This window comes from Microvirga soli, from assembly GCF_016734765.1.
GTDB lineage: Bacteria > Pseudomonadota > Alphaproteobacteria > Rhizobiales > Beijerinckiaceae > Microvirga > Microvirga soli.
Window position 1 is genome coordinate 1 of record NZ_JAERQE010000074.1, and the last position, 18,005, is coordinate 18,005.

Consider the following 18,005-nt stretch of genomic DNA (forward strand, 5'->3'; position numbering starts at 1 on the left):
GATGAACTGCCAAATGATGCGGGTCATCTCGTCGCCGTCGAGCTCGACGACCGGATTGGCAACCTTGATCTTCGCCACGTGTGGCTCCTGCTTGATATTGACGCTGGCGGTTGACCCACCAAAAGTTGCACCGCAGCACACGGAAATGCGCTGCGGTGTTGTTAAGCCCCCTCGCCTGCCTTGGCATTAAGCCTGCAGGCTGCGCCGGTTAAACGACGACGACTTCGATCGCCCCGACCCCCTCGACGAAACCTTCGAGAACGTCACCGCGTACAACCGCGCCGACGCCGGCGGGCGTGCCGGTCATGATGATGTCGCCGGGCTGAAGGGTGAAGAGACCGGAAAGGTATGAGATCATCTCCGGCACCTTCCAGATCAGTTGGTTCAGGTCGCCCTGCTGACGGACCTCACCATTGACCTTGAGTGTGACAGCGCCCGAATTCGGATGGCCGATCTCGCTCGCCGGAACCAGCGGGCCACAAGGAGCAGAGGCTTCGAAGGCCTTGCCGACTTCCCAAGGACGACCCAGCTTCTTGGCCTCGCCCTGAAGGTCGCGACGAGTCATGTCGAGGCCGACACCATAGCCGAAGACGTGATCGAGGGCCGCTTCCACGGCAATGTCCGTTCCGCCCTTGCTTAAGGCCACCACCATTTCGATCTCGTGGTGCACGTCTGATGTCTGGCTCGGATATGGAAACTTGCCATCGATCACGAGGTTATCTGGGTTCTTCTGGAAGAAGAACGGCGGCTCCTTGGACGGATCATGTCCCATCTCGATAGCGTGCTCGGCGTAATTACGTCCCACGCAATAAATACGGTGAATGGGAAACAGTTTGTCACTGCCCTGGACAGGCAAGGTTGCAATGGGTGCCGGCTGAACGACGTAGTCAGTCATGGCGATAGGTGCATTCATCATCTTACTCCTGCGTAATAGTCGACTTTTTTCTCGATGTGTTCGATGGCCGCTGACATCAGCATCGCCGCAGCGAAGAGGATGATCGTCAGCGCCCAGAAGTTCTCCATGTCAAAGCTGCGTGAATAAAGTTCAAACAGTTCGCCATAACCGATGATCGCCACCAGAAGCTGGCCGATCACCACACCCTTTACGCCGCGCACTAGACCGAGTCTGATCCCTGCAAGGATCTCCGGCAGTGCGGCAAGGAGAACGATTTTCCCGTAAAGAGCGAAGGTAGAGGCACCATAGGAGCGCCCCATCTCAATAAGCGACTTCGGCACATGCTGAATGCCGGCTCGCGTATCCAAAACGATAATCCATACCGCAAAGAGGAAGACCGTGACGATCACCGTGGTCTCGCCCATGCCGAACAGGATCATCAACACCGGAACCAGGGCCGAGAGCGGCGCACTGACGAAGATGTTGACCCAAATGCTGAACAGTTCATCCACTGCCTTGAACCGCCCCATCAGCACGCCAAGGCTGACGCCAACCACGATGGCAAGCCCCATGCCGATTGCAAAACTGTGCAACGTGATCATTGCGGCCGCCTGCCATGTGCTGGTCTGCACCATAGAATAGCCAGCGACCAGCACAGCCGAAAGAGGTGGAACCAGGAACATCAGTCCGGATTGGCCGACAAGTTCCCAAATCACGCACCAGACCAGGAGTGATGCCATCATCGGCACCCGATAACCGTAAAGTGTCATGGCTGCCCCTCAATCCACGTAGTGCTTGAGGCCCTGCCAGATCTCCTCGACAGTGTCGAGATAGCCCTGATCACGGCGGATGGCATCGGGGGAGGCTGTGCGATCGACTTTCGGTTCGATGATCTGCGAAACACGACTCGGTCGGCGTGACAGGAGCACAATGCGATCCGATACGTAGACAGCCTCTTCGATGCTATGCGTGACGAAGATGAAGGTCTTGCGTTCCTTCTCCACCAGCCGCAGCAGGTCCTCCTGGAACTTGCGGCGGTTCTGCTCATCGACCGCCGAGAACGGCTCGTCCAGCAGAAGCACTTCCGCATTGACCGCGAACGCACGGGCAAGGCCGACGCGCTGGCGCATGCCACCGGAGAGCTCATGCGGATACTTATCCTCGAACCCGGTAAGACCAACCTCGGCAATATAATGCCGTGCGATGGACTGGCGTTCCGCCTTCCCCATTCCCTTCAATTCGAGCCCGAAAGCCACGTTGCGCATCACCGTCGCCCACGGCATCAGGGCGAAGTCCTGAAACACGAAGGCGCGCTCTGGGCCGGGTCCAGTGACGGTTTTGCCGTTGACCCGCACCTCACCGGAAGTCGGCTCGATAAGGCCTGCGATGATCTTGAGCAGGGTGGTCTTGCCGCAGCCAGATGGGCCGAGCAGTGTCGTGAGCTTGCCTCGAGGAAAGTCGAGATCAATCGATCGAAGCGCTTCGACCTCTTTATAGTTCTTGGAGATGCCTCGAACCTCAACAGCAGCAGATTCAGCGTGAGGCAGAGCATGGATTGAAGCAGTGGATAAAGTCATGTCAGCCTCTCCTCTTTTCCGGACGTAGTACGCGCATCTCGAATGCTTCAAGAGCCGCGAGCGTCAGGGTCGAGACCAGAATGATGGAGACAACAGCGGCATACATTTCTGCATAATTGGCCACTGAGCGGTGGTAGGTGATCAGGTCGCCGATTCCGGTCGGTGTGATCAGGAGTTCGGCCAGGATGACGCCGATGAAGCCCGCAGCGAGGCCCAGGCGCAGGCCAGCAAAGATGACTGGGCTGGCATCCGGGATGATGATCTTGGCGATTTGCTGAAGCTTCGTGCCCTGGAACGAGTAGCACATGGCCACCAGCGAAGGGTTGGCATTGCGCACCGCCTTATAGCCGTTCAGGACGATGACCGGCAAAGCCAGCATGATAACCGCGAGAGTCTTTGCTGCCAGCCCAATTCCATACACGAAGGTGATGAGTGGAATAAGAGCCGCCATCGGGGCTGATTGCAGGACGATGAACAAAGGAGCCACAAGCCATTCAGCCGTGCGCGACAAACCCATCACGATGCCCAGGGTTACCCCGACAGCTCCCGAAATGGCGATGCCAATGATCAGGGGCTGAAGCGTCGAGCCATAAGCAGCAAACAGGCTGCCATCGAGCAGCATTGTGACGAAGGCCGAGAGTGTCTCCAGAAAAGTTGGGAAAGCATAGCTGATCGGCACGCGTCCAGCGATTTCCCATATCAAGAAGAAGAGCCCCAGCGAGACCATTCTTGAGACAATCGGGTGTTGCGTAAATAGCCGGCCGAGGCTCAAGCCCCAACCCGCCGGCGAATGGACGGCCCGCACGGGGCCGTTCACTTGTGAGGAAGCCATCATTTTGGCCACCTTACTTGGTGCCAACTTTCGCCAGAACGCGATCCAGCGGGCGGGTGTCCCAGAAATCCTCGACCTTCAGGCTTGCCGGCTCACCGGTAAGCTGCCCCGAGAGGGTGTAGAAGGCAAAGTCATCCTTTGCAGCCGTTGCGCCACCACCGTTGAGGGGAAACGCCTTACCCTTCGCGAGTTCTTCGAAGTACGGGCTGATCTCGTTCACCTGAGCCGCAGGCAGGTCGGGCAGCAACTTGTACTTGGCGCGCCACTCCGCGACGACACCCGGCTTCTCGGTGACTTCACGCCAGGTGGTGAGGATGGCCTCGACGATCTTGTCGACATCCGCAGCATTCTTTTCAAGGAAGTTTGTGTTGGCAAACAGCGCTTCGTCCGTTGCGTTTACGCCCTCGAGCGGCAGGATCACGAACTTGCCGGGTGCCTGGGTTTCCAGCAAGCGGCGGCCGGACGAATCAACGATGGAAGCCTTGACGTTGCCCTGCAGCAAGGCACCCGTACGAACCTCCGCGCCAGGAATGTAGCTGATCTTGGAGAACTTGATGCCCTGGCGCTGCTCCATCAGCTTCATGATAGCTTCAGTCCCGGAGCCGCGGGAGTGGACGGCTACCTCCTGCCCGTTCAGATCCTTCCAGGTCTTGTAGAACTCGCCATTCACCGCCGGATAGAAGCGCAGCGTCGAAAGCTGCATGAACATTCGGATGGGTGCCTTGACCTTCTGCACGAGGGCATAAGGGCCACCAACACCGATGTCAGCCTGTCCGCCGACTACGGCCTGAGCTGCGATATCTTCTGACTTCAGATAAGTCATCTCGATATCGACACCCTTTTCCTTAGCGCGCTCAAAGGCTGCCAGGAGATGCAAGGATTCCACGCTGGGGATATCGCCATAGACCACACGAACCTTGGCAGCCTCTGCTGCGCTCGACACCATGAGCGCAACACCGATCGCGAGCGCAGCGGTAGTGGCTTTCAGACCAACCAACTTTTTGGACATTTCAAACTCCCAGGTTTCGGCGGTTTATCCGCCTTCTAAGGTCGCGCTTTGCACGACCAATATGGTATTGGTTGCAATTGGGTGAAAGACTGTCAAGCGTTATTGTTCTTGACTATATTATTACTGCGATTAAAAGATCCGACCAATTCTAAATTGGTTGAGAGACTAAGATGCTAGCTGTCGATGAAGCAGGTTCTAATCGGAGTGTCGTCACCCAGCTGCGGGCCTACCTCGCACAAGCGACACTCCCTGAGGATGGGCGCCTCCCTGCAGAGCGGGATTTGTCAGCGGTGCTTGGGGTGACGCGGACCGAACTCAGGAAGGCACTCGGAGCTCTTGAGGCCGAAGGCCAAATATGGCGCCACGTCGGCAAAGGCACCTTCATGGGCAACCGGCCTGTGGACACCCTTTCGGATATTGCGGCCCTGTCCAAGCGGACCAATCCAGCCGAACTGATGCGCGCCCGTCTGATCATCGAACCTGAGATCGCACGAGCGGCGGCGCTGACTGCAACGCCAATGCATCTAGCTGAGCTAAGGATGTGCCAAGCACGAACGCGTGAGGCCGCAACCTGGCGCCAATATGAGACGTGGGATACACGCCTGCACCGCACCGTCGCCGAAGCAACTCAGAATACGCCGCTTCTCGGGCTATTCGATATGCTTAACGCGCTACGTCGCGCCGTAACCTGGGGCAGGCTTCGATCCAACCCTGTCAAGCCAGAGCCGGACCATCACAGCTTCACCGAGCATGAGACGATTATTACGGCTATCGAGAACCGTGACATGAACGGCGCAGCCGCTGCGATGCGCACCCATTTGCAGAGCGTAGAGCGCAATCTTTTAGCGCGGCAGTCGAGTGAAGCTGACTAATACCCAAGCACGAACCTCTGACTTTAGAGAAAGGCTAGCGATGGTGGCGTGTTACTGATCCAGTAACGCTTCTGGGACATCATGCCCAAACTTTGGTCGTAATATCGTTAGTTAGATATGATTACTGCCCTTCCGGGAAGGCAGGCACTATTCGTTGGGTGAAGCCATTTGGGGCGCATAGTCGTCTGCTTTGGGTCAGGCAGTGAAGTCCATTCACTTTTCGAAAGATCTGGTTAGGTGAGGATTGCTAACTTCGAGCATAGGTTTCAGGCGTGCCATAAGCAGCCCCTCCCCTCCAAGCCCGCAGATCTGAGGGGCGGCTTGCGACCAATTTCTGTCTGCGTCTTTCAGCGCACATGCATACGCTCTGCAACGCAAACATAGGGCACATGTCAGACGGCTTCGGGCAGGTGGCCAATGAGCTTGTCGAGCGTCAGTGGATAGTCTCGGACGCGAATGCCAGTGGCATGGTAGACCGCGTTTGCGACAGCCGCTCCGACACCGCAAATGCCAAGCTCGGCCACCCCCTTCGCTTTCATGGGCGAGGACATCGGATCGACCTCGTCGAGGAAGATGACGTCTTGGTGCGGGATGTCGGCATGGACTGGCACCTCATAACCCGCAAGATCGTGGTTGACGAAGAAGCCACGCCGCTTGTCCACCGCCAGTTCCTCCATCAAAGCCGCACCGACGCCCATTGTCATCGCGCCGATCACCTGGCTCCTCGCGGATTTGGGATTGAGGATGCGTCCCGCCGCGCATACCGCGAGCATACGCCGAACCCGAACCTCACCAGTTAATGCGTCGACTCCAACCTCAACGAAATGAGCCGCGAAGGTCGATTGCTGGTGCGTCTTGGCAAGATCGCCGTACTCAATGAAGTCCTCGGCGACAAGTTCGCCCGCGCTTGCGGCCTCTGCCAGCGCCACACTGCGGTTGCCCGAACGCACGGCGCCATCCGCAAAGACAGCATCGGCGGAATTGAAGCCCAGCCTTTGCACGACGGCCTCGCGCAGCTTGACACAGGCAGCGTAGACACCAGCTGTCGAGTTGTTCGCGCCCCATTGTCCGCCGGAGCCTGCGGCGACGGGAAACGAGGAATCCCCAAGTCGGACGACCACCTTATCCAAGGCTACACCCATCATTTCCGCGGCAGTCTGGGCGATGATGGTGTAGGACCCCGTTCCGATATCGGTCATGTCGGTTTCGACCGCCACCACCCCCTGACCGTCAAGTCGAACCCGCGCAGCGGACTTGGTCAGGAGATTATTGCGGAACCCCGCTGCAACACCCATTCCAACAAACCAGTGTCCATCCCGCACCTGGGCAGGCTGGGCATTGCGCTTGTCCCAGCCAAAGCGCTCAGCACCCAGCCGGAGACAGCCGACGAGATCACGGTGGGAGAACCGCCGATTGGGGTTTTCCGGATCCACTTGGGTGTCGTTGAGAATGCGGAACTGGACAGGATCAAGTCCAAGCTTTTCGGCCATCTCATCCATGGCAACCTCAAGTGCCATCATGCCGGGCGCCTCACCCGGTGCACGCATTGCGTTGCCTTCTGGCAGGTCAAGCGGCGCGAGCCTCATGGCCATGAGGCGGTTTGCGCCCGCGTAGAGCAGCCTCGTTTGTGACACCGCCGTCTCAGGCTTGCCGTCGGCCAGATTGCCAGAAGTGCTCTCGTGCGCGATGGCCGTGATGATGCCGTCACGGTTCGCACCGATGCGGATGCGTTGGATCGTGGCAGGCCGATGGGTCGTGTTATTGGCGATCAATGGGCGGGTGAGCGCCAGCTTCACCGGCCGCTGTGCCGCTTTCGCGCCGAGCGCTGCCAGCACGGCATCGGCCCGTATGAATAGCTTCCCCCCGAAGCCGCCGCCGATATAAGGCGAGTCAAGACGAACATTCTGTGCCGGAATGCCGAGGATTTTGGCGATGCTGCGTTTGCCCCAGCCAATCATCTGGTTCGAGGTCCAGAGGGTCAGCTGATCGCCGTCCCAGGCTGCGATCGTGGCGTGCGGCTCCATCATGGCATGGCTCTCATCGGGCGTCGTGTAGCTCTCGTCGTGTTTGACCTCTGCCGCCTTGAACGCGCCCTCAAAGTCGCCGACGCGAACCTCAGGAGGTCCGCTGCTGCCCTCGCCGCTATCGTCCCCAACAAGTGGGGCATTCGACGCCTCGGCGGCGAGGTCGAATTTGCCTGCCTCAGGCTCATAGTCGACGCGAATGAGGTAGGCTGCAGCCCGTGCTTGCTCAAAGGTCTCTGCAACCACCACGGCGACCGCTTGGTGGTAATGCTGAACAACAGGTCCGCCGAACAGATAGGCGGCATTCATCATGCCGCGCTCCAACCGTGGCATGTCGAGTGTCGTGACGATCGCTAGAACGCCAGGCGCCGCCTTCGCCTCATCCAGGAGCATGGCAGCAATCCGGCCCTTTGCAATCGCTGCGCCCAACACGAAGCCATAAGCCTGATCTGGCACTACGTCGTGCCTCTCATAAGCATAAGGTGCCGTGCCGGTTGTCTTGTGTCGGCCGTCTATCCGGTCAGTGGGGCGCCCAACAACTTTGAGCTGGTCAATCGGATTGGTTGTGGCGGGAGTGTCGAAACGCATTCCTCAGCTCCTCGCTTGGGATATCACGGCCCCGATCGTACGCTCGACCAGAGGTCGCTTGAACGCATTGTCGTGGGTCGGCTTGGCATCGGCTAGAAGCTGCTCAGTGACCACCTTGGAACCGCGGGGCAAATCTGCCTCTGCGGCCTCAATCCGCCAAGGCTTGTGCGCCACCCCGCCGACAGCCACTCGTCCTGTGCCGTTCTGGTGAATGACAGCCGCCACGGAGACGAGAGCAAAGGCATACGAGGCGCGGTCACGTACCTTGCGGTAGATCTGCCGACCGCCGACGGGTGGCGGCAAGGTTACGGCGGTGATGAGTTCCCCCGGCTCCAGCGCCGTTTCCAGGTGGGGAGTGTCGCCGGGCAGGCGGTGAAATTCCGCAATCGAGATCGTCCTGCCGGCCCCATCGGGCCTCACCGTCTCGACCACCGCATCAAGCGCCCGCATGGCGACTGCCATGTCGCTCGGATTAGTGGCTATGCAGGCATCGCTTACCCCAACAATGCCGAGTTGTCGGCTGACCCCGTCCAAGGCCGAGCAGCCGCTGCCAGGCTGCCGTTTGTTACAGGGCTGAGCGGTGTCATAGAAGTAGGGACAGCGGGTGCGCTGGAGAAGATTACCCGCTGTTGTCGCCCTGTTGCGCAATTGCCCGGATGCGCCAGCGAGCAGAGCCCGTGACAGGACAGCATAGTCGCGGCGAACGCGTTCATCGGCGGCAAGATCAGTGTTGCGGACAAGTGCGCCGATCCGGAGCCCACCTTCCGGAGTCGGCTCGATGGTATCGAGCTTCAGCCCGTTCACGTCGACGAGGTGCGTCGGTGTCTCGATCTGCAGCTTCATCAGGTCGAGAAGATTCGTGCCGCCCGCGATGAACTTCGCGCCAGGTGTGCGGGCGACAGCGGCTGCGGCCTCAATGGCTGTCTTCGCGCGCTCATACGTGAAAGATCTCATCCCTGCCTCTCCGCGACCTCGGTCATTGCCTCGACGATGTTAGAATAGGCACCGCACCGGCAGATATTACCGCTCATCCTCTCGCGGATCTCAGCCTCGCTGAGTTGAACCGGGCCTGTGAGGTCAGCCGTGACATGACTTGGGATTCCGGCTTTGATCTCGTCCAGCACCGCCAAACCCGAGCAGATCTGTCCGGGCGTGCAATAGCCGCACTGATAGCCATCGTGTTTGATGAACGCTGCCTGCATCGGGTGCAAGTTGTCCGGAGCGCCGATTCCCTCAATGGTGGTTACCGTATTGCCCTGGTGCATCACGGCAAGAGTCAGGCAGGAGTTGATCCGTCGTCCATCGACCAAAACCGTACAAGCGCCACATTGGCCGTGGTCACAGCCTTTCTTGGTACCCGTGAGACGCAAATGCTCCCGCAAAGCGTCGAGCAGTGTCGTGCGAGTGTCGACCTCCAGCGCATGAGATTGACCGTTCACATTGAACGAGACCTGGGTCAACACAGGCGTTTCCACGGGGGTCGGCTGCGCCCCTGCCGATAGCGGCGCTACCGCAACTGCCGCACAAGCCCCGGCTCCGGCCATCACCTCGCGCCGGTTCACATTCAGCTCACTAGGATCCGCCATGTCGGCCTCTTTCCCTGGTTAAAGCGGGGTCAATTCCACTCTGCCGCAGTCCGCAGGTGGCCTCGCTCGCCAGAGCGCGACCGGCTTCGGATCACTCGACAACGGCCCGCCGCCTAAAGTGGTTTCAACCTCAGTGCAGCAAAGCTGAGCCATTAGGAGCCTTGGGGATGCGCCGCCAAGCAAATCGGCCTTGATTTTGAGCATGAGTGCGCCAGCGCAGTAGCTGATGTCTGGCCGCGAAAGCCTCCTGAGCTGGTAAATGTTCACCTTCAGACTAAGGTCCAGAGGGGGGTCACAAAGTAACGAACAGCATATGAAATGAAGGTCTGCCCATAGCGCCTTTACAGAAATTCGGCGTACTTCGCCTAGTGCCAGAAGCGGTACTCCTATTCGTAGCCTGAAGTTTAGCCGCTGGCGTGAGAACCAAGATGAAAATTTCGGTTCTCACATAGACGTCGTATCATTCTCCTACCCAAAGGCTCGTACAAGGCCTGTAACGGCGATGGTGACACCGAGTGACCGATTGGCTTGCTGATGACCGACGGATATCCGAATGATAGAGCTGTGGCTCCGGACGGAATTTCGGTGCCGTGCGCATAGCCATGAAAGATCGCAAAGAAGCCCACGAGCGCCACCACGGCGCCTAGGGCAATCACCGAAGCGGCTATGGACACCTCAGCGGCCGGAACATTGAAGCCAGCCGTTCCAATGACTTACCGCATGCCGGATTGATGAACCAGCCTCTCACTCACATCTGACGAACACGCTGATGCTGCTGGCTACGTCAGCCAGATCGGGCGGCGAGAGGCGTGATGCAGTAGAGGCAGCCGGAACCTCGACCCGGGTGCTCTCCAGGAACGTGGCCAACGCCCCTGCCTTGATCGCGAAGTTCACATTCTGGGGAACGTCTCCAATGGCGACCACCGTTCTGAGAGCGTTGAGGTTGGATGTTACCACACCGACAACATTGCCGTTCTCGTCCAGCAAGGTCCCACCGCTATTCCCCGACTGAACCGGAGTTGAGATCTGGAGAAAGCGGCTATCGTCTCCGATTCCAGCCAATGCGGTCACGTTGCCGATGGTGAAATTGCCGGAGCTCGCCAAGACGCTGTTGAGCGGGAAGCCAAAGGCCGCGACGGCTTCTCCAAGGCGAACGCCTGAACGGACAGTTGCGAACTTGTCCGTCGGTTGGTCTGTCTTCAGCAATGCTAGGTCGTTGTTCGTGTCCCGGGCCAGGATCCTTACCGGAAGCGGCGAGCCGTTGGAGGGCTTAATCTGGACAGAAGAGCAGCTCTCGATCACGTGGTTGTTCGTGACAACATGGCCCTCCTGGGTGACGAAGAAGCCTGCCCCGGAGGACGCACGCTTCTCCTCCTTGGGAACCGCGCTCGGCGCGACGGGCGTGGGCGGCGCGACCGCGACACTTTCCGGCCGGGGAGCCGGGGCACTCCTCGGGATGTATCCCTCCGCCTCGAGGTGCTTGCGCAGGGCCACCGGGAACTCGATGGTGCGCTCTTTCCCGGTCGGACAAGACCCGCTCACCTTCGCTACGGTGCATTCGGTCAGTGGCCAGTCAGTGCCCCGATCATACAGGGGCAGCATCCGGCTCCAGGCATCGTCGAACTCGCCCACGATGGCTTTTGTCGCCACCCAAGCGGCAAGGAATCCGTTCGAGCGTCATAGGTACGGCTCCCGGCTGGCAAGATACTCGATCCGATAGAGTTCCTGGCGCATGTAGGCCCGGAAGGCTGGGTGTGCTGTTACATCGATGAGCCGGTCACCGGAGAGCTTCGATATGCTCTCGGGCGCCCAGGATCCTGCATACGGCGCGAAGGTGTAGAAGAAGGTTTGGTCGATGCTCAGCAGCTCTGCGGCGCCATCCCCGTCAATATCATCGAAGGTGTAGCCGCTGTCCCCGTCGATGGTCTTGCCTTGGACAACGCGCCACTCGGTTCCGACCTTCGTGGCGATCTTGGTCACAGTGCAGCAATGCGCGCCACCCCAGAAGGACGAAAAGACCACCTGCGGCTCTGCGCTGGTGGGGTCGAGGCGTACGACGGTGACCTCGGCGTTTGGCACCTCGTTCGAGCTTTCCTCAAGACGCGCCGTAAAGGCGAGACGGCCGTTCGCAGATCCGGACAGGACGGGAAAGCGCCCGCTCTCCTTCCCGCTTGCAAGGGTTGAGACGGTGAGAACCAGTTCGCCGGAGCGCAGATTGACCTGTTTCGAGCCGTCGTACTTTGCCTGGATTAGAGGCTTGTAGGTCGAGGGCTTCCAGACCTCAGCAACGTATCCTTGTCCTCGGGTGATGATGGTGTCGCCAGGGATTTCGCCCGTGCGGACCAGCGCTTCCTTGTAAGCCCGGGGGTTCGGGATGCGCTCGGGACCGGCGACAATGGCGTACCATCCGTTCGTGGCTTGCATGACCCGCACGGTTGGAAAGCGCCAGCGGTAGGAGTGGGCGACGCCAATGGCCTCATCAAGGCTCTGCCGGCTCGCCAACGCGATCCACCGAGCATCTCCCGACAGCGTAAATGAGTCAGCTCGAGCCGACGAGCCGACCGCACAAACTGCGATTGCAAGTGCAACAGGGACAATACGCATAGACAACCCCCACACGGCATCACATCAGCCGCTGCCTCATCCGCATGTCAACTTAGAACAAATCCGGATGAACAGAGTGCTGGTTATCCCGCAAATAGGCTGCCAAAAGTCCAGCAGAGGTGTGGTCGGAGTGAAAACTTTCCTTGTGACAAGGCTGGGATTCAGGCGGTGAGGTATTTTCATCCATACCCCCGCCCCACTTCAGCGTTCCCACCCTCTCCAGCTACAAAGGAGATGCCGCAAGCAGACACTTTACTGAACCTTCTGCAACACTCTTCTCCTCACAATTCACAGCTACTCCTGCGTGTATTTGACTCACCCTCGAATGAGAACATAATAGGAACATCGTCAACAACAGATTTGGCTTCGGCACGGATTCCATGAACCCCGGGCAACAGGATAGGCTTGCCGATTTGCGGCTCCAGATTGCTCGGTACGAGGGTGGGCCCCAGAACACCACCCCCCTGCCTTTCAGTCTTCGCGCGCTCGACAATCACCTGCCAGGCGGCGGCCTCGCCCGGGGTGCCCTGCACGAGATGATCGAGGCGGGCCTCGCCTCCGAGTTCGCCGGCAGCACCACGCTCTTCACCGCGGGGATCGCGGCCCGTCTCAAGGGACCCGTGCTCTGGTGCTTGAACCGTCGTGACCTGTTCGCACCAGGTCTCCTGCGTGCCGGCCTGCATCCCGATCGCGTCATCTATGCCGAGGCCGAGCGGGAGCGCGAGATCCTGCCGCTGATCGAGGAAGGCCTGCGCGAGAAGGGACTGGCTGCCGTGGTCGGCGAGGTCACGCGCATGAGCCTCATTGCCTCACGCCGTCTGCAACTGGCGGCTGAAGCCACGGGCGTGACCGCTCTCATCATTCGGCGCTGGTGGACCCTGGCCGAGAAGGATCTGGTCCATTTGCCGACCGCTGCGGTGACGCGCTGGCGCATCGCCCCTACCCCTTCCGAACTCATGCCGGTGCCTGGTCTCGGCCGAGAGCGCTGGCAAGTCGAACTCCTGCGCTGCCGCGGCGCTGAACCCCGTACCTGGATTCTGGAGGCCTGCGATGCGAAGGGTCGTCTCGCTCTACCTGCCGACCTGGCCGACCGATCGGATCAGGCGGCGGACCGGCGGGCCGCCGCGTCATGAGCCGCTCGTGACTGTCCACACGGTCGGATCACGCCGCGTCGTGCGTGCCGCCTGCGCGGCGGCACAGGAGACGGGCCTGCATGTCGGCATGGCGCTTGCCCAGGCACAGGCCCTGGTGCCGAACCTGCATGTGGTTGAAGCCGTGCCGGACGAAGACGAGGCCTCCTTGCGGGAGCTGGCCCGCTGGGCCATCGGCTACTCGCCCGTGGTGGCGGCTGACCCGCCGGATGGTCTCTGGATCGACATCGCCGGCGTGGCGCACCTCTTCGGCAGCGAGGAGGAGTTGCTCGCGGATCTGACCAGCCGTCTGACCCGACAGGGCATCGCCGCCAAGGCGGCGGTTGCCGATGCCCCGGGGGCGGCTTGGGCGGTGGCTCGCTATGGAGCCACCGGTGTCGTGCCGACGGGCCGCACCGTGGATGCCGTGGCAACCCTGTCGATCCGAGGTTTGCGCATCACTGCCGACAAGCTCAGCGCCCTGCACAAGCTCGGCATCGAGCGCGTCGGCCAGTTGGCCGCCATGCCGCGTGCGCCTCTCGTCCGGCGCTTTGGGCGTGACGTCGCGCTGCGGCTCGATCAGGCGCTTGGGCATGCGTTCGAACCGATCACGCCGCTGATCCCGAAGGAAACGCCAATGGCATCGTGTGCCTTCGCGGAGCCCATCGGTCGGCTTGAGGACCTCAAAAGCGTGCTGCTGCGACTTGCCAAGGATCTGTGCCGGCAACTGGAACGCCGTGGCGAAGGGGTGCGCCGTCTCGACCTCCTGTTCCAGCGCGTCGATCAGAAGAGCGCCTGCCTGCGTATCGGTACCGCCAAAGCCAACAGGGATGCGGCGCATCTCGCCAAGCTCTTCGACGAGCGGCTACAAGCCATCGATCCTGGCTTCGGCATCGAAGAGATCGTTCTGATCGCGAGCAAGGTCGAGCCGCTCGCGGAGACGCAAGCTCAAGTTCGTGGCCTTGGCGAGGAGGACGCCGGCGAAGCGGATATGGGCCAGCTCGTCGATCGGCTCGGCGCCCGCATTGGCATGAAGAAAGTTTATCGCCTCGCGCCCGTCCAAAGCCTCGTCCCCGAACGGATGGCGCGCCGGATTCCGGCACTCGCGCCACCGACCGGGTCGGTCTGGCCGGAGACCCTGCCGCGGCCCACGCGCCTGCTCGATCCGCCTGAGCCTGTGGTGGCCACCGCCCTGCTGCCGGATCACCCGCCCCGCTTCTTCGTCTGGCGCAAGGTTCGGCACAATGTCGCCAAGGCCGATGGGCCGGAGCGCATCACGCCGGAATGGTGGAACGGCGACAAGAGTTCGGCTGCCCGGGACTACTACCGCGTCGAGACCGAGCAAGGCGGGCGCTTCTGGATCTTCCGCGATGCGCCCACTGCGGAGGGCGGACGCTGGTGGATGCACGGCTTCTTCTCGTGACAGAAGGCTACTTCCCCATGTACGCAGAGCTCCAGGTCACGACCCACTTCAGCTTCCTACGCGGTGCATCGAGCCCGCAGGAGCTGTTCGAGCAGGCCAAGCTCCTTGGCATCACCGCGCTTGGTATCACCGACCGCAACTCGCTCGCCGGAATCGTGCGTGCATATGAGGCCTCGCGCGACACAGGCGTCCGCCTTGTGGTCGGATGTCGGCTCGATCTCACCGACGGCACGTCGTTGCTCGTCTATCCGACTGATCGGGCCGCCTACTCGCGCCTGTGCCGGCTGCTCAGCCTCGGCAAGAGCCGTGGTGGCAAGGGCCGGTGCCATCTTGTCTGGGATGATGTGACGACTTGGAACGAGGGACTGCTTGCCATTCTGCTAGGCGATGAAGCAGACGCTGTCCTTGACCAGAACCTTGCACGTCTCAAAAACACCTTCGGCAACCGCGCCTACATGGCGCTGATCCGGCGCTTTGCCCCCAACGAGCACCTGCGCCTTCATGCCATCGAGCAGGCCGCGCGGGCCGCCCGGGTGCCGACCATTGCTATGGGCGACGTGCTCTACCACCATTCCGACCGCCGCCGCTTGCAGGACGTCATCTCATGTATTCGGGAGGGCTGCACCATCGACGAGGCCGGCTACAGGCTAGAGCGTCATGCCGACCGCTACCTCAAGGACCCCGCCGAGATGGAGCGGCTGTTCGAGCGCCATCCCGAGGCGTTCCGGCGCGTTCGCGAGATCCTTGAGCGCTGTACTTTTTCGCTTGATGAGTTGCACTACCAGTACCCGTCCGAGACGGAGCCGGGTGAGACGGCGCAGGAAAAGCTGGAGCGGCTGACTTGGGAGGGAGCGCGATACAGGTACCCCGAAGGCATTCCTGATGAAGTTGCCGCCACTTGTCGCCATGAACTGCGGCTGATCGAGGAACTCGATTACGCCTCTTACTTCCTCACGGTCCATGCCATCGTCTCCTTCGCCAAGGAGCGTGGAATCCTGTGCCAGGGACGCGGTTCGGCCGCCAACTCCGCCGTCTGCTTCGTGCTCGGCATCACGTCGATCAACCCGACCGAGCATGACCTGCTGTTTGAGCGCTTCGTCAGCCAGGAGCGGCGCGAGCCGCCGGACATCGACGTCGATTTCGAGCACGAGCGGCGAGAAGAGGTAATCCAGTGGATCTATGACACCTATGGCCGGCACCGTGCGGCCCTGACCGCTGTCGTTTCCTGCTATCGTGCCCGGGGCGCCGTTCGCGAGGTCGGCAAGGCGCTTGGCGTACCCGAGGATGTGACGGCGGGGCTGGCCGGCCTCGTCTGGGGTTGGGGCAATGACGGCGTGTCGGACAAGGAAGCCAAGGAGCTCAACCTCAACCTCGACGATCCGCGCCTGCGGATGACGCTGGAATTGGCTTCCGAGCTCATCGGCGCGCCGCGCCATCTCTCCCAGCACCCGGGCGGCTTCGTGCTGACCCAGGATCGGCTCGACGATTTGGTCCCCATCGAACCGGCTGCCATGGAGAATCGGCAGGTGATTGAGTGGGACAAGAACGACATCGACACCCTGAAGTTCATGAAGGTCGATGTGCTGGGTCTTGGCATGCTGGGCTGCATGCGCCGTGCCTTCGATCTCCTGCGTGAGCACAAGGGCGAGAGCTATGACATCGCCACAATCCCGGGTGAGGACAAGGCGACCTACGCCATGATCCAGAAGGCCGACACGGTGGGCACGTTCCAGATCGAGAGCCGCGCCCAGATGGCAATGCTGCCGCGGCTGAAGCCGAAGACCTTCTATGACATCGTCATCCAGGTCGCGATCGTCCGCCCCGGCCCGATCCAGGGCGACATGGTGCATCCCTATCTGCGCCGCCGGGAAAAGCGCGAAGAGGTCGAATACCCGCGGCCCGAACTCAGGCGCGTGCTGGAGAAGACGCTCGGTGTGCCGCTGTTCCAGGAACAGGCCATGCGCGTTGCGATCGAATGCGCCGGGTTTACGCCGTCAGAGGCCGATCAACTCCGGCGCGCCATGGCGACCTTCAAGTTCACGGCCGGCGTGTCCAGATTCCGTGAGAAGCTGATCACGGGCATGGTCGCCCGAGGTTACGACGCGGCCTTTGCCGAGCGCACCTTCAAACAGCTCGAGGGCTTCGGCTCCTACGGCTTTCCGGAGAGCCATGCGGCGAGCTTCGCCAAGATTGCCTATGCGTCGTCCTGGATGAAGTGCCACCATCCGGACGTGTTCTGCTGCGCGATCCTGAACTCGCAACCGATGGGCTTCTATGCGCCTGCCCAACTGGTGCGGGATGCGCAGGCTCATGGAATCGCGGTGCGTCCCGTCGACGTCAACCACTCGCGCTGGGACTGCACCCTGGAGCCGACCCGAAACCCTCGCCGCTTTGCCGTTCGCCTCGGCCTCAAGATGGTGCATGGCCTCTCGAATGGGGATGGCGGACTGATCCCGATCATCCGCGCTGAGCAGCCGTTCGTCTCCATCGAGGATCTCTGGCGTCGCGCTGGGATCTCGGTCAAAGCGCTGAAGCATCTGGCCGAAGGCGACGCCTACGGCTCTCTTGGCGTCAACCGACGCGATGCGCTCTGGGCCATCGAGGGACTCTCGGATGAGGTGATGCCGCTGTTTGCCGCCGCCGACGAGCGGGATCGGATGATCAGACCGGAAGTTGATGAGCCGGAGGTCGAGCTCATCCCGATGACAGAAGGCCGCGAGGTTGTCGAAGACTACCGCTCGAAAGGCCTGACCTTGCGCCGGCACCCGATCTCCTTCCTGCGACAGGAATTGACCGAGCGTCGGATCAGCTCATGCGGGGATCTGCACCAAGTTCGAGACGGGCGGCGGGTCACGGTCGCAGGTCTCGTCCTGGTGCGCCAGAAGCCGGGCTCGGCCAAGGGCGTGACCTTCATGACCATCGAGGACGAGACCGATGTCGCCAATCTCGTGATCTGGTCCACGGTGTTCGAGAAGCACCGGCGGCTGATCCTGTCCTCGGGCATGATCGGCTGCCGGGGCCGACTCCAGCGCGAAGGCGGCGTCACCCATCTGATCGCCGAGCACTTCATCGATCTATCGGGTCTACTGCGCTCTGTTGCGGATCGGGACGGCGAATTGCGACTGAGGAGTGGGCGTGGGGACGAGAGCAAGATCGGTGCCCGGAACAGACTGAGGACCGGCTCGACGGAGATGGCAGCTTGCTCCGACGTCCGTGAGCAAGCTCGAGAGAATGTCCCAGCTATCAAGGTGGCTACCCGTGATTTCAAATAGCGACGTCTCCGTCCCGCCTAGCGCCGCCCGTTGACGACCGCGACCCCAAGCAAGGCCGAGACGCATCTCCTGAGCCGAAATGCACGAATAACTTCGTGACGTTTGAAACGATGATCCCAGGTCACGTCCGTCAATGAGTGTAAATTCGGGTGCGGTTTGAGGTGGCCATTGGTCAGCTCGCCTGTGGGGTGAT

At 60.9% G+C, this 18,005-nt stretch carries 15 protein-coding genes and 1 pseudogene; 4 read left to right on the top strand and 12 right to left on the bottom strand.

Translation table 11 applies throughout. From position 1 onward, the window contains the following. Nucleotides 1-208: 208 nt before the first annotated feature. Genes JKL45_RS27300 through JKL45_RS27320 form a run of 5 tightly spaced genes read right to left on the bottom strand, consistent with a single transcriptional unit; the run spans nt 209 to nt 4,313 of the window. The gene (locus tag JKL45_RS27300) at nt 209-913 is read right to left on the bottom strand and encodes a fumarylacetoacetate hydrolase family protein (protein WP_201864957.1); all 705 of its coding nucleotides are present in this window, start codon (nt 911-913) and stop codon (nt 209-211) included. Further along, nucleotides 913-1,665, bottom strand: a complete 753-nt coding sequence (locus JKL45_RS27305) for an ABC transporter permease (RefSeq protein WP_201864945.1) — start codon at nt 1,663-1,665, stop codon at nt 913-915. Before JKL45_RS27305 ends, JKL45_RS27300 begins: the two co-directional genes overlap by 1 nt. A gap of 9 nt (nt 1,666-1,674) precedes the next feature. After that, nucleotides 1,675-2,472: an ABC transporter ATP-binding protein gene (locus JKL45_RS27310; protein WP_201864946.1), complete on the bottom strand. Its 798-nt coding sequence runs from the start codon at nt 2,470-2,472 to the stop codon at nt 1,675-1,677. A 1-nt stretch (nt 2,473) separates the two neighbouring features. After that, nucleotides 2,474-3,307 carry an ABC transporter permease gene (locus JKL45_RS27315; protein ID WP_201864947.1) on the bottom strand — a complete coding sequence of 278 codons (834 nt, stop codon included), beginning with the start codon at nt 3,305-3,307 and terminating at the stop codon, nt 2,474-2,476. Between the two features lie 10 nt (nt 3,308-3,317). Beyond that, on the bottom strand, nt 3,318-4,313 hold the full coding sequence (locus tag JKL45_RS27320) for an ABC transporter substrate-binding protein (protein ID WP_201864948.1): 996 nt from the start codon (nt 4,311-4,313) through the stop codon (nt 3,318-3,320). 170 nt (nt 4,314-4,483) lie between these two features. On the opposite strand from JKL45_RS27320, the gene JKL45_RS27325 reads away from it, so the two are divergent. Beyond that, a complete protein-coding gene (locus JKL45_RS27325; RefSeq protein ID WP_201864949.1) occupies nt 4,484-5,185 on the top strand; it encodes a FadR/GntR family transcriptional regulator in 702 nt (233 codons plus the stop codon). A 392-nt stretch (nt 5,186-5,577) separates the two neighbouring features. Here the strand turns inward: JKL45_RS27325 and paoC are convergent, their stop codons facing one another. The 7 genes and pseudogenes from paoC to JKL45_RS27355 form a co-directional block, all read right to left on the bottom strand. After that, the gene (gene paoC, locus JKL45_RS27330) at nt 5,578-7,797 is read right to left on the bottom strand and encodes an aldehyde oxidoreductase molybdenum-binding subunit PaoC (RefSeq protein ID WP_201864950.1); all 2,220 of its coding nucleotides are present in this window, start codon (nt 7,795-7,797) and stop codon (nt 5,578-5,580) included. A 3-nt stretch (nt 7,798-7,800) separates the two neighbouring features. Beyond that, complete coding sequence (locus JKL45_RS27335; RefSeq protein WP_201864951.1) at nt 7,801-8,751, bottom strand: FAD binding domain-containing protein; 951 nt, start codon at nt 8,749-8,751, stop codon at nt 7,801-7,803. Continuing rightward, complete coding sequence (gene paoA, locus JKL45_RS27340) at nt 8,748-9,383, bottom strand: aldehyde dehydrogenase iron-sulfur subunit PaoA (protein ID WP_201864952.1); 636 nt, start codon at nt 9,381-9,383, stop codon at nt 8,748-8,750. The genes JKL45_RS27335 and paoA overlap by 4 nt, the downstream gene beginning before the upstream one ends. Before the next feature lie 404 nt (nt 9,384-9,787). Then, nucleotides 9,788-10,093 carry a HupE/UreJ family protein gene (locus tag JKL45_RS27345; protein WP_201864958.1) on the bottom strand — a complete coding sequence of 102 codons (306 nt, stop codon included), beginning with the start codon at nt 10,091-10,093 and terminating at the stop codon, nt 9,788-9,790. Nucleotides 10,094-10,127: 34 nt separating this feature from the next. Next, nucleotides 10,128-10,877 (bottom strand): S1C family serine protease, encoded by a 750-nt coding sequence (locus tag JKL45_RS27350; RefSeq protein ID WP_512699593.1) that lies wholly within the window; start codon nt 10,875-10,877, stop codon nt 10,128-10,130. Continuing rightward, nucleotides 10,857-11,045 (bottom strand): annotated as a pseudogene (locus tag JKL45_RS31130) (S1C family serine protease); the annotation flags it as partial. The gene JKL45_RS27350 and the pseudogene JKL45_RS31130, both read right to left, overlap by 21 nt. A 15-nt stretch (nt 11,046-11,060) precedes the next feature. Beyond that, nucleotides 11,061-11,885: a hypothetical protein gene (locus JKL45_RS27355; RefSeq protein WP_201864954.1), complete on the bottom strand. Its 825-nt coding sequence runs from the start codon at nt 11,883-11,885 to the stop codon at nt 11,061-11,063. Between the two features lie 515 nt (nt 11,886-12,400). Between JKL45_RS27355 and JKL45_RS27360 the strand changes: the two genes are divergently transcribed. From JKL45_RS27360 to JKL45_RS27370, 3 genes are read left to right on the top strand one after another with little or no spacing between them, the layout of a single operon-like run. Further along, the gene (locus tag JKL45_RS27360; protein ID WP_246499035.1) at nt 12,401-13,120 is read left to right on the top strand and encodes an ImuA family protein; all 720 of its coding nucleotides are present in this window, start codon (nt 12,401-12,403) and stop codon (nt 13,118-13,120) included. Further along, nucleotides 13,038-14,540, top strand: coding sequence for a DUF6504 family protein (locus JKL45_RS27365; protein ID WP_201864956.1), 1,503 nt, complete (start codon nt 13,038-13,040; stop codon nt 14,538-14,540). Before JKL45_RS27360 ends, JKL45_RS27365 begins: the two co-directional genes overlap by 83 nt. Before the next feature lie 17 nt (nt 14,541-14,557). Beyond that, nucleotides 14,558-17,812 (top strand): error-prone DNA polymerase, encoded by a 3,255-nt coding sequence (locus JKL45_RS27370; RefSeq protein ID WP_201864959.1) that lies wholly within the window; start codon nt 14,558-14,560, stop codon nt 17,810-17,812. Nucleotides 17,813-18,005 lie beyond the last annotated feature (193 nt).